Raw genomic sequence first — 10,839 nt, 5'->3', positions numbered from 1 at the left:
TAGGGTGCATCGATCTGCTTAGCGTTTGCTTGATCGTGACCGGATCGTTCGGATGCGCGTTTCATAGCGAAGAAGATGGTCCGGTAATCGTTGTCGTCGATATCGACCATCTTGAGACTTTGGGTCTTCACATCTGATCCAAATCGCTCGACAACACCACCTAGCACCACTTCTTCTACCGCGCGCTCCCACGTTTCGCGGAGATCAGTGTAGAACTGTTTGGCGTAACGGCGCAGTTCCTCACTATCCGCGGCTAGCCCGTCCGGGATGGATTTGAGCTGCTCCTCCAATGCGCGCTCTCGCTCGCGCACTTTCTTGGCGATCCAGGGCTGGTCATTGATGGACACGAGACCAAATCCGTCCGTCGATTGTTGAATGAGACAGGGCAGCGCAGGAACTTGCGGATTGCGGTCGGCACAAGCGCGAAGCACTTCCTGATAGAACAGCAAATTGTGGGTGAAGATGATCACCTGTCGGCCGCGCGCCGCCTCGGCTGCGAAGCGGTTCGCCACCCGGCGGATACGCTGGTGATCGAGGCTGGTGACGGGATCATCGACGATGATGGCACCCTTGCTCTCGTTGACATGCGCATCCGCCAGAAAACAGGCAATGGCGAGCGCCCGCTGCTCGCCTTCGCTCAAGACTGCCGACTTCTTCGCGCGGCCGACGCTCGCGAGTGCCATTTCGAAAAAGCTCTTGCCCGACGCACTCTGTTCGGTGAACCGAAGCGGGATGTGGTCGATGCCGAGGCCTGTGATCTCGCGCTCCATCCGACCACGCAATTCGGGAGTGACGAGTTCGCCCCGTAAGGACGAGGCGAGGATCGAGATCGGGCGCGTGCCCAACGCTGCCACGCACGCAAGGTAGCGCTGGCGGTCGGCAAGACCGTCGCGTCGGGTGATCATCAGCTCGATGCAGCCAGCCAACGCCTCGCGGTCCCGCAACTCGTGCTCGAGCGCGGTGGCCGCAGGATCGACACCCCCTTCGTGCTCAAGCGCTGCAGCGCGGGCGAGAAGATCATTGGCGGTTTGAGAAAGCGTGACGATCGCCGCGATTTCTGGTCGGTTGCCGAGAGCCGACCTGCCCTCTAGGTGATCGACAAGGCGTTGTCGGTGCTCGTTCAACGCCCCGATCGCCTCCGCCGCGCGTTCGACGATTTCGCGCAGCGCCTCGTCACGGGCGCGATGCTCGGCAAGGGTCTGCAGGACTTGGTCCGCGGTTACGAGATCGAGAGCGCGAAGCGCCGCTACGCGTGTTGCGATTGCGTCGTTTGCAACGCCAACCGCAGCGGCCGCCTCCGCCTCGATATAAGCGTCGAACGCGGCAAATCGGTCTCGCGCTTCCGCATCCAACGGCCGCTGACAGAGCATGCAGGGGTCGCCTGTCTCGAACGCGCCATCTTCAGGCACGAGCCCAGCTTCCGCAGCGAACTGGCGTGCGAGAAAAAATAACTGACGCCAAGTGTCGCTGCCGGTAGCAGCGATCGGGAACCGACCGGTTTGTTCGGCTGCGAACGCTTCGGCGGCGAGACGCACTTCCGCGCGCTTGTGCAAGAGCTCCGCATCTTGGTCCATTTCGGCCTGTCCGAGCGCGGGGATCGCAGCGATGCCCTTGTTCGCGATAAATTTGGCAGCGTCGCCAAGACGGCGGAGCGCTCTGGCCTGGGCTGCCGGCCCTTGTGCGAGTTGTAGTCTCACATCTGCGAGTTGGGCGGCAGCGTTGTCGTCCCAGACTGCGGCAGCTCGAAGCGCTTCGGCCGACGGGAGGTCAGCGAGTACCGTTGCTATCGTCAGCTTGCTGACGAGCGCTCCGGCCGCCGTGGTCGACAAGAATTGCCCGCCGACGGCGCCGCTATGGGCGGTGGTCAGCGCATCGGACGCTGTCTGACATTGTTGCGCGGCAAGCCCATAGAGTTGACCCAATGTGGTTAGGCAGCGGACCTCCGGCGGGAGAAACAGGATTTCGGTCTTGTCTTCGACATAGGCGCGCGCATTGGCGGTATCGAGGAAGGTGATGTGCGCGCAGGCGTCGGGTAGAGCCGTACCTTCGACCCATTGATGCGGGACCGGATCGGCATCGCCGGTTTTGACGGTAAATCCTACCGTCGGCGCCACCTCATTCTCTTTGAAGACATTCCCCTGAAGCGTGAACGGAACGCGCGACGTGCAGAGACGACGTGCCGCGCGGGCGTAGCCACTCTTGCCCGAGCCATTCTCGCCGAAGATGATCGTCAGCCCGTCGAGCGCGAGTTTGAGTTCCTGACCTGAGGCCAGTCGATCGATATGGTCGAGCGGGCCAATCGAGCACAGGAGAGCATGCTCGGTGGCGGCGGTGCCCCGGGCAAGGCAAGCCTCATCGAAGGCCATGCATTCCGGCTGCTCCCCGACGGCTATCCCATGAGCCGCTTGGACCCGCATTGCGATGGCCGTGGCATCTTCCATCGTCGGACTATCCGCCAGTGCTGCTCGATGAAGCGCATCGCTCACCCAGGCGCTTTGACCTGCAATCCATTCCCCCAACTTCCCCACTTGATTCTCCTCAGCCGATCTCTTCGTCCGCCAGCGAGTAACTTGTGCTGCGTCCGCCTCCCTCGTCGCGAAGAAGGATTCCCTTGCCCATCAGATCTTGAATGTCGCGCAACGCGGTATCATTCGATGTCTTGGTAAGCTTAGCCCATTTCGAGCTGGTGAGCTTGCCTTCAAAGCCATTCAATAGGCGGTTTATGACTGCGCGCTGACGCTCGTTGATCGGTGTGCCTTGGTACCGATCCCAGAAGCGGGCCTTTGTCAGCACCGTGGCGAGGGCTTGTTCGGAGCCTTCAAACGCCCGGCCAAGACAGTCGAGAAACCAGTTCAGCCAAGGCGAAATATCAAGATCGCCCTTCTGCGTCCGTTCCAGAAGCTCGTAATAAGTCCGCCGCTCCGCTCGAATCTGGCTCGACATGCTGTAAAAGCGCTGGGCGCTCTCGTCCGAGCGTGCCAGGGCAAGGTCGGCGATTGCGCGCGCGATTCGGCCGTTGCCATCCTCGAAAGGGTGGATCGTCACGAACCAGAGGTGGGCGATGCCGGCTTTCAAGACTGGATCGAGTTCCTGGCGACCCTCAAACCAGTCCAGGAACGCTGACATTTCGGCGTCGACGGCGGGCGCTGCCGGTGCCTCAAAATGCACCCTCTCATGGCCAAAAGCACCCGAGACCACTTGCATCGGTCCATTTTCGTCAGTGCGCCATGCCCCCACGATGATTGCCGTCATACCACTGCGTCCAGTCGGGAACATGGCGGCATGCCAGTCGAACAGCCGCTGGGCGGTCAGCGGCTTGGCGTAATTCTGGGTGGCATCGAGCATCATCTCGACGACGCCCTCGATGTGCCGATCGGATGGGATCAGGCCGGCGATGTTCATGCCAAGCCGACGCGCAATCGAAGAGCGCACCTGCTCCTTATCGAGATGCTCACCTTCGATTTCACTGGATTTAAGGATCGTCTCGGTGAGAGTGGTCAGCACAGCTTCGCTGCGTGACTCGAAACCGAGCGCCCCCATCCGCCCGAGGAGGAGCCCTTGGCGATGACGCACGGCTGCAAGTTTGGTCGCGAGGGCGTCGCCATTCCAACGGAAATGGGGCCAGTCTCCGTGTTCGTAGATGTAAGGCATATTCACCGCGTTATTTGCGGCGAATATAGCGACTAATCGCCGCATCGGCAAAGCCTAATATCCGCAAGCCCTGCGGCGAATGCGATCGCTATTCGCCGCAAGTAAGTCCCAGGCCAAGCCCGATGGCCGACCTTCTGTGGGAGGCGCCAGCACTATTTCGTTGCGACCATGACTGACGTGCTGTTCAACACGAATATGTCATTCAAGCATACAGCACTTTGGAAGGCGGCTTTCGAAATAAGCCGCATCGACGCCACTCCCGAAGAGCAGGCGCGTCTTGCCGGCTGCTATGATGGGATGCGCGCGCGCGCCAGCATGCTAGTTACAAAGATCGCCAGCGATCTTCCTCACATGACCGTCCACGACGTCACGCACCTCGACGCATTATGGGAGATGGCCGCAATGGCCGCCGGCGAGAATGTCGAGCTCAACCCCGCTGAGGCCTTCGTATTCGGCGGCGCCATTCTGCTACACGATGCGGCAATGACGCTCGCGGCCTTTCCTGGCGGAATCGCAGAACTACGCGAGCAAACCGAATGGCGTGATCTACATGCGCGGTATCTGACCTCTGTCCCGGCCGGCGACACGGCGGCGGCAAAGGAAGCCGAAAACCGCGCCACCGCGGATGCGCTCCGGCTGCTTCATGCCAAGCAGGCCGAGAATCTGCCAATGATCTCATGGATCGGCCCTCAGAAGCAGCCGATGTTTATCATCGAAGATCAGCAGGTCCGCAACTTCTATGGCCAAAAAATTGGTAAAATCGCCTACAGCCACTGGTGGGGCATCTCGAGAGTCGAAGAGAAGTTGTCGGGCACGCTTGGCGCCCTGCCGGACGTAACGAATTGCACGGTAGATCTGCTGAAGGTGGCCTGCCTGCTCCGGGTCGCCGACGCGATGCATCTCGACCAGCGGCGGGCGCCGGCCTTCGAATTCGCACTCGTTCAGCCCACGGGAGTCTCGGCGGATCACTGGAAATTCCAAGAACGGATGGCGAAGCCGTTCGTGCAGGCCGACGCGCTCGTCTATACGGCGCAGCCACCTTTTGAAGCTGGCGACGCCGATAGTTGGTGGACAGCGTTCGACGCGCTCCAGATGGTCGATCGGGAGCTGCGTGACGTCGATCGTGTGCTCCGCGACCGTCAAAGGAAGCCACTCGTGGTCCGACGGGTCGAGGGCGCGCATTCCCCTAGCGACCTTGCCCGCACCGTCGAAACGGTCGGTTGGGTGCCTGTCGATAGCACCGTTCGCGTCAGCGACGTCCCCAAGATCGTTGCTACGCTCGGTGGCAGCAAGCTTTATGGCGACAGCACTGCGGCGCCGATCCGCGAGCTGATCCAAAATGGCCTCGACGCCATCACCGCGCGACGGCGGTTGCAGGGACGTCCGCCCAAATGGGGTGAGCTCCACGTCCTGCTTCAAAAGCGCGACGACGGATATTGGCTATGCTTTGAAGACAACGGCGTCGGGATGTCTCAGACCGTCCTGACCGGACCATTGATCGACTTTGGGAACTCGTTCTGGAAGTCGTCGCTCGCGATCCAGGAGTTTCCCGGCCTGACCGCTGCGGGCATGAAATCCCGCGGCAAATATGGAATCGGCTTCTTCTCAATCTTCATGCTCGGCGATTTGGTTCGCGTCATCAGCCGGCGTTACGATCGTGACACACATTCTGCACGCGTGCTGGAATTCCGTCATGGCCTTGGCTCCAGGCCCAATCTGCGCAACGCCTACCCCAAAGAGGTGCCAATGGACGGAGGTACGCGGGTCGAGGTCAAGCTCAAGACCAACCCGTTCGAGCCCGATGGATTGCTCTACCGGAAAAATCCATTTTCAAAGGGACAGGTGGTCAAGCTGAGCCGAGTGATCGCCGCGATCGCTCCCGCTTGCGACGTGGCAATTACCGTCACTCAGGACGATGAAACCATAGGCACTACCTCAGCTGGCGATTGGCTCGAGATCAAATCAGCCGCTTTGTTGAACCGAATCACAGGAGATGGCGACTTCGGCGAAGACGATGATGATTCCTCTTCGATGGTCAATGCCTGGGAGGAGCTTGTCGAGCTACGCGACGAAGATGGAAAGCTATACGGGCGCGCACGCATCAATGCGGCAAATCAGTGGTCAACGTCTGGTCTGCTCACTGTCGATGGGTTGGCGGCTAGCAAGATCGGATTGGTTGCGGGAATTCTGATTGGCGTCGAGACCACAGCGTCGCGCAATTCCGCGAGCCCGATAGTCCCCGCGCCTGTCCTCGCATCCTGGTCGTCTGAACAGGCGGTAGTGCTCGCCGCCGCCGAAATACCCGATGCTGAAAAAGCGCGAGCGGCTGCATTCGTGATGGGTTGCGGTGGTAACGTCGGGGAACTGCCCGTTGTCTGGTGGCAGGAAAAATGGATGACCGCATCGCAGTTTGTCGAGGCCGTGGAACCGCTCGATCGGTTAGAGGTCCATGAAGGGACCATCAGTCACGAGGACGACGACGACGTTACTAGGCGGGAGTTCGAATCGTCATTCAAGGCCAGCGCGAAAATCGCCCAGACCGCAGACGGAAGGTATGGCAGACTTCGCGACACTGACTGGATCTCTACAGTTACAAAGGGTGGCGGTTCAACGCCCCTTGATGTGATCGAGGCGCTTCTCTGCGAAGCGTGGGGAACGGTCGAGAGCGATGAGGACACGCTCGTCGTCGGCGAATCCAATGGGACCGAAATCTTCCGAAGCGTCAGTATCTACACCCCGGCGTCGGAAGACAAAGAAGCCTAGTAACCGTGCCCGGTCGTTCGCGAGACCGCTTGGTATGGTTCATGCCGAGCGAACCGGTTGAACAAAGCCGAAACATTCCCGATATAAAGGGGATCAACACTCACGGGTCGAGCATTCGTGCGGGACATTGCCGATACGATCAAGGCGGGAGAACGTAATCGCGACACCATGGTGCTCGTGCATAACTGGTGTGCGCATGGCCGCATGGAAAAATTCGGCGGCACCGGAATGATCGAAGCCGCTACCGGCCTACCAATCGGTCACCACGGCATGCGATGCGATTATGCGCCCGAAGGTGGCTTTGCGTCCTGGGATTTTCGGGATTCTGTGATCGACTTCTATGACCGGAACTGCCGCACATGTTCGCATCGCAAACCCGTCCGGCTACCCAACATTTTGGAGATCGTTGCCGAGCGCGATCGAGTGCGCGAGGCCGAGGCCGCGGCGGACGCGGCGGCGGAGAGTGAGGCTAATGCCGCCCTGGCGGCTCGGCAGGCGGTTCGAGCGGCGCTGAAGCCGGGCCTGAGCGCGGTCGCCCAGACGCTCGTCGACGATTTTGGTCTGTACGATGTCGAACGCTCGAAAGAGAATTTCGATCGGGTGACCCAAAGTGCGCGCCTTGCGCCCGAGCATTTCGGGCCGGCGCTCATCGACTATGTCGCCGATCTCGCAGCGTCTTCTCATTGGTTTATCGATCCCGCGCTCGTCATCCTCGACGCGGTTAGCCCCGGCGATCCAAGGATCGTGACCCTAGCGTTGAAGGCACTCGATAACGGCTTTCCCGTCGAACTTGCCGCATCGAAGCTAGTGCCACGCATCGCCGATATTCCAGCCGATGCCGTCTCTCGTATTATGCGGGCTACCGTCGATCTCGCGAACCCGAGCCACAGGGACGGCTATATTCGAGGCGATGACGAACCCTGGCCTGAGCGCCGGCCCGAGCTTCTCGATCAGCTCTATTCGCGGCATCCCAAGCCGGTCCTCGCTGCGATCGAGGAAATGCTCGACGCGAAACGCCGGGCATCGCTGGAACGCGCGGGTCGCGCTTTGAGCGCATTGCAGGTTAAGGTGCCGAACGTCGCGGTGCCGATCTTGCGGTCGGTAGTCTCAAGCTATGTCCGCGCGCCGTCGTTGGTGCCCGACCTGAAGCGCGATGGCGATCGCCTTCCTGATCTCGCCGACGCGCTGAACGATGCGTTCGAGGATGCACCTGAGCAGGTCGATACCCTGCTGCAGGAATATGCGGACAACGCTCCGCCCGATCAGCGCACCCGTATCTACAAGATCTATGCGTTTGGCCTTTACGTTCGGCACGATGCTCCTCCGGTGCCATCGCATTCGAGACGGCATGCCATCGCGCTCAAGCGACTGATGTGGGCACCGACGATCGAACGCGATGACCAAGCGCTCAGCGAGCTCTCCTCAGCATTTCGGCAGAGCCCCGATCGGCTGACCGCAGTCATCCGCGACCAGCTGGATGCGGTGCTCGGCGCAATCCTACTGATGGCGGATCGCCTTGCCGAGCTGGACGCAGCGAAGCCCGCTCCAAACGACACCGTGCTTGCCGCAATGGAACGCAGAACCCGCCGCGCCACGATACGCGGCATCATGGAAAACTATATCGAATGGGCCAGCGCGGCGGCAGTGGGCGACACGGCCTCGATAGGCAAGATCGTTGGCCTGTTTGACCAGATCCCCGAGGGTCGCGACGAACTGGTCGGCACGCTACTGGGCGCAACTAAGGAACTGGCGAGCGACATCGCCGGCCTGAACGGGCTCCTGCCCCACCTCTACAAGGCGCTTGTCGGTTCTTCGGTTCTGGTTAGGTCCTATGCGGCAACCGCCGTTGGCGATCTGCCCTATCGCAGCATCGCCAACATTCCCGATCTCGTATTCGAAGCTTTCTGTACGCTATTGTGGGATCAATATGTCGCGGTCCACAAAACGGCGGTCCAGGCCTTTCGGCGGTCGATCGTCCCGGAGGCCTTTCGTCCGCGCGCTGCCGACGCGCTGATGAACCTGATCCGTGCCTATCGCGTAGAGTCGGGCGAAGACGACTTCCTCGCCGACTGCGTCAAGCTCGCGGCCGGCATGACTGATCTGTTCGGGGAGCGGAGCCAAGAAGTCCGGCGCTACCTGATCGAAGTAGCGATGAGTATCGAACCTCTTTATCTCCAGAATGAGATCAGCTCACTATCCTATACGCTCGGCGAGGAGCCCGGATTCGCGAAATTGCTTGCCCACGTGCTTCCCGAATGTGCGGACCGCTATAATGGAAGCGATTCCGCTCAGGAACTGCTTCGCCGCCTGCCGGCCGAAAGCAGGCGCTTGCACGCCGCGGAGCTCAGTGAGGCTGCCCTGGCGGTGTCGGAAGAGGACTTCGTGCTTACCCTGGTCGTCATCGAGATACTGGCGGATGCGGATGCCGAGGAAGAGGCCCTGAAACTCTGTGTAGCTTTGAAGGCACGGCTGGGTGACACCGCCCGAACCTATTCGCGCCGCGCCGCGTTCGGATGGCCCGAACTGGCCATCCGCTTTGAGAGAGCCGTGGCCGACGGCGATAGCGGTGAATTAGCCACAATTGCGTCCGAGTGGGCCTCCGCCGCCGCCCAATTCGAGACCCACCGGGAGGATGGACGTGAACGACGTTCTCGCTCAAGTTTACCCTTCTAGGATCGAGGCGATCTCCCTGCTGCGTGAAGCGCCGGGGTCGGTGGACGCCGCCGCCCTGCGCGCGACTTCCGCCAAGGTAGTGCTCGCAGCGGATGCCTTCGACACAGCGCCGGCGAGTGCGAACTGGCGGGCGCTGGGCGAAGCACTCGAAATTGTGGCCCTTCTCGAGGAATGGAACGGCGCGGTACGCGGCGCAGAAGTCGACGCCGACCGCTTCCTGCGAGCGGCGCGGCTTCGCCAAAAGGCATTCGCGGCTGAGCAAGCAGATTCGCTCTTTGGGTCGGCGCTGGCCGGCAAGCTTGCGGTCATCGGCGCTGACATCAACCCGGATGATGTCAGCGGGGTACGACAGGCATTGGGTGCGATAGAAATGCCCATCGCGATTTTCTCGCGGTCGAAGCCTGTGCGGTGGTCCGGCCCCGTCGCAAGGGCGCGAGAGGAGCACGAGGAAGTCGCGGTGGCCTTTCTCGAATTCTCGATCGACGGCCGTCCCGCTGAATCGCTGCATAGTCTTTCAGCGGGGCAGATCCATGACCTCGCGCTGACACTTCGCATATCGCGCTGGCCCGCCGAAGCGGAGAAGCTGGTCATCGCTCCCATTTCGATCGAGCCAGCCAGCACCTGGGACTTCCCTACCTTCGAGTTTGCGCGTCCGAGCGGATCGCCGCCTTACCTGATCAGGCGCGAGGGCAGACTTGCGCTGCATGCCACGCAAGGCTTCAACGCGCGGCCGCTCGAGTTTCGTTACGCTGCGGAGTTCCACCCTGTCCTGGCACGCGAGGAGCGGCTGGTGGTAGCGGGCCAGCGGACTTTGCGCCTCGACGGCACCGATAGCGGTCGACGCGGGATAACCGGCTATACGGAGGTCGACGCGAAGATCGTCACGCTTCGCGAGCGGCTGCGGATCGAGCCGCTGGTTGCTGAGCAGGAACTTCGAGATTTGCTCGGCATATTGGCGCCGATCGGTAATCTGATGGGACAGTCAGTCCAGGACAACCGGTATCCTGCCGCAATCGACGAGGCCACATTTCAACGCGACGTACTGTCGTTCCTTCGCGCCGATCCCGCGATTGGCTCCGAACTCGAAGTGCAGCCCGAGGTCGCCGGCGGCCGCACCGATCTCTCGTTTCGAGGCCTTCGCATCGAGCTCAAGTCCGAGCGGACCAGGCGTCTGCTGCCCGAAGATTGCTGGCAGTTCGCCGAACAAGCCGCAAGCTATGCCGTTGGGACGGGACGGCGCCTTTCGCTGCTTTGCGTATTGGATTGCAGCCCAAAAGCAGGGCCGCCTTTCCCCATGGCGGACGGCTTACTGATATTCCCCGTCAATACCGGCACCAGCCCCACCTACGTGGTCACCTGTCTGGTGCAGGGCAACCTCATGAAGCCGAGCGCGATGTCGCGCCCGAGGACAAAGCTGCCTTAAAACATTGGTGCTGGTACAAAAGCTACGCCAGTCATTCGATAGTCAGCGGCAGCGGCAGCAGAGGCTCTCCAACCGGCGCATCAGAAACACCTCGCGCCCGAGTTGCGGAGACGGCCCGGCTCTGCCGAACCCGGCGGCAAGCGCGGATAGCAGCAGTCCCGAACCTCAATCCTCGCGGATGGCGTCCTTAAGAAATCGCGTCAGCCGATCCTGAAGCGCTTCCTGCTCGGCGATCGTGAGCCTGTGACCATCGATCGGGCCGATGGTCTCGTCAAATATGTGTTCAATGGCCGTACCGCGCGATCGTTCCTGCGATATATCAATGATGC

Annotated in this window: 5 protein-coding genes; 3 read left to right on the top strand and 2 right to left on the bottom strand. The window is 61.1% G+C overall.

Annotated elements, in window-relative coordinates; all coding sequences use genetic code 11:
- Positions 1 to 2,486 (bottom strand): AAA family ATPase (locus K9B33_RS23210; RefSeq protein ID WP_224551359.1); only part of this gene is annotated, 2,486 nt, incomplete at its 3' end.
- Between the two features lie 52 nt (positions 2,487 to 2,538).
- A complete protein-coding gene (locus K9B33_RS22540; protein ID WP_224551358.1) occupies positions 2,539 to 3,651 on the bottom strand; it encodes a Fic family protein in 1,113 nt (370 codons plus the stop codon).
- A gap of 168 nt (positions 3,652 to 3,819) precedes the next feature.
- Here K9B33_RS22540 and K9B33_RS22535 point away from each other — a divergent pair, with 168 nt between their 5' ends.
- From K9B33_RS22535 to K9B33_RS22525, 3 genes are all read left to right on the top strand, one after another.
- Positions 3,820 to 6,414: an ATP-binding protein gene (locus tag K9B33_RS22535; protein ID WP_224551357.1), complete on the top strand. Its 2,595-nt coding sequence runs from the start codon at positions 3,820 to 3,822 to the stop codon at positions 6,412 to 6,414.
- A 117-nt stretch (positions 6,415 to 6,531) separates the two neighbouring features.
- A complete protein-coding gene (locus tag K9B33_RS22530) occupies positions 6,532 to 9,087 on the top strand; it encodes a hypothetical protein (RefSeq protein ID WP_224551356.1) in 2,556 nt (851 codons plus the stop codon).
- The gene (locus K9B33_RS22525) at positions 9,053 to 10,510 is read left to right on the top strand and encodes a hypothetical protein (RefSeq protein WP_224551355.1); all 1,458 of its coding nucleotides are present in this window, start codon (positions 9,053 to 9,055) and stop codon (positions 10,508 to 10,510) included. Before K9B33_RS22530 ends, K9B33_RS22525 begins: the two co-directional genes overlap by 35 nt.
- The last annotated feature ends 329 nt before the right edge of the window (positions 10,511 to 10,839 follow it).

This window comes from Sphingobium sp. 3R8 (genome assembly GCF_020166615.1).
Lineage (GTDB): Bacteria > Pseudomonadota > Alphaproteobacteria > Sphingomonadales > Sphingomonadaceae > Sphingobium > Sphingobium bisphenolicum.
Note: the sequence above shows the minus strand (reverse complement) of the source record. Positions and strands in the feature narration are given on the sequence as shown.

Excerpts from the sequence above, each read along its gene's own strand:
- K9B33_RS22540 (WP_224551358.1), bottom strand. The coding sequence starts at position 3,651 with ATGCCTTACATCTACGAACACGGAGACTGGCCCCATTTCCGTTGGAAT.
- K9B33_RS22535 (WP_224551357.1), top strand. The coding sequence starts at position 3,820 with ATGACTGACGTGCTGTTCAACACGAATATGTCATTCAAGCATACAGCA.